Origin of the sequence: Segatella copri (assembly GCF_009494395.1) — a bacterium.
In the GTDB taxonomy this organism is placed as follows: domain Bacteria; phylum Bacteroidota; class Bacteroidia; order Bacteroidales; family Bacteroidaceae; genus Prevotella.
In genome coordinates this window covers 1-1,168 of sequence record NZ_VZCB01000048.1, presented here as the reverse complement: position 1 = coordinate 1,168, position 1,168 = coordinate 1, and the positions used below count along the sequence as shown (strand labels likewise).

The window sequence follows — 1,168 nt, the reverse complement described above, 5'->3', positions numbered from 1 at the left end:
TGCGTTCTTTTCTTAATCGTCTGACTTCTCTGATTTCTTCATTGATTTCATCAAGCGTGAGCTCTGGGGTTTCACCTCTTTCTGCTTTAGCTCTAAGTTGCTTGAACGCAGCCTTTGCTTTCGCAGTCACTTCATCTTCTTCTTCATTCTTTGCCTGAATGGAGAATGGAATGCTCTTACTGCGAATTACTGCCTTTACAAAGATGTTGATGGCGGTATTCGCACTCATACCGAACTGTTCGCAGAGTTTATCAAACTGTGCTTTCTGCTGGTTGTCCATACGGACTGTCATTGCTGTCTGTGCCATAAGCCTAAAATGTTTAATTAATAATCATTCTGATTGCAAATATACATCATTATGACGTAAAATGGTGCGATAGTATTAATAATTTAATAAAGATTAATAGTTGAATGAATGATATAACTGCTTGTTTCGCTTTCTTGAAGTATTGCCTTGGAAATAAGGAGAAATATGCATTTCTTCTGGAGACTTAAACACGGAGATAATCTTTCGAAATCTTCTTTTCTTGAAGCCCTATTGGGGCTGGAGTTTGGTCACGCAGATTTCGCAGATGACGCAGATTTTCTTCTTTGCTGTTTATTAGTCCCACAGATTTCACGGATTTACACAGATTTCTTTTGATTTTCTTGGTGGTTTTTCGGAAAAAAGCGTACTTTTGGAAAGTTATATAAATAATATCAGAGAAACACAAAGGGATTAGATTTTAAATTTTAATTATATACTTTAAGATTGGCAGGGCTTTTGATGAAGCTCTGCCTATCTTTTTGACTTTTCTTTTTTTTTAAAAAAGATACCATATTACTTTTTAACATACTGATAGGTGTCACTGCTTGGAATATAGCAGGGACGCTATATTCATTATATGCTTTTATATGAAGAATATTAAACTCTTTGATTACCAAGAGGATATGAAGGAACGGATTGAGAAGGCGTTGCGCCTTCATCGGTCCGTGATGGCACAAATGCCTACTGGTACGGGAAAAACGGTTCTACTTGCTTCGGTCGTAGAATCGTTTTTGAGGGAACATTCCAATTGTAATGTTTGGATTGTTGCCCATAGAAGGGAGTTGGTTTCTCAGATTCGAGAAACGATTCAAAGAGTTTTTTCGAAAACCCACCCGTCCTCCCTTACCCTTAAGGGAGGCT

2 protein-coding genes are annotated in these 1,168 nt (G+C 37.5%); one reads left to right on the top strand and one right to left on the bottom strand.

Features of this window, described 5'->3' with window-relative positions:
- A partial coding sequence (locus F7D73_RS05675; protein WP_153122938.1) for a type II toxin-antitoxin system RelB/DinJ family antitoxin occupies positions 1–307 on the bottom strand: 307 nt, incomplete at its 3' end.
- 587 nt (positions 308–894) lie between these two features.
- Here F7D73_RS05675 and F7D73_RS05670 point away from each other — a divergent pair.
- A partial coding sequence (locus F7D73_RS05670) for a DEAD/DEAH box helicase family protein (RefSeq protein ID WP_153122936.1) occupies positions 895–1,168 on the top strand: 274 nt, incomplete at its 3' end.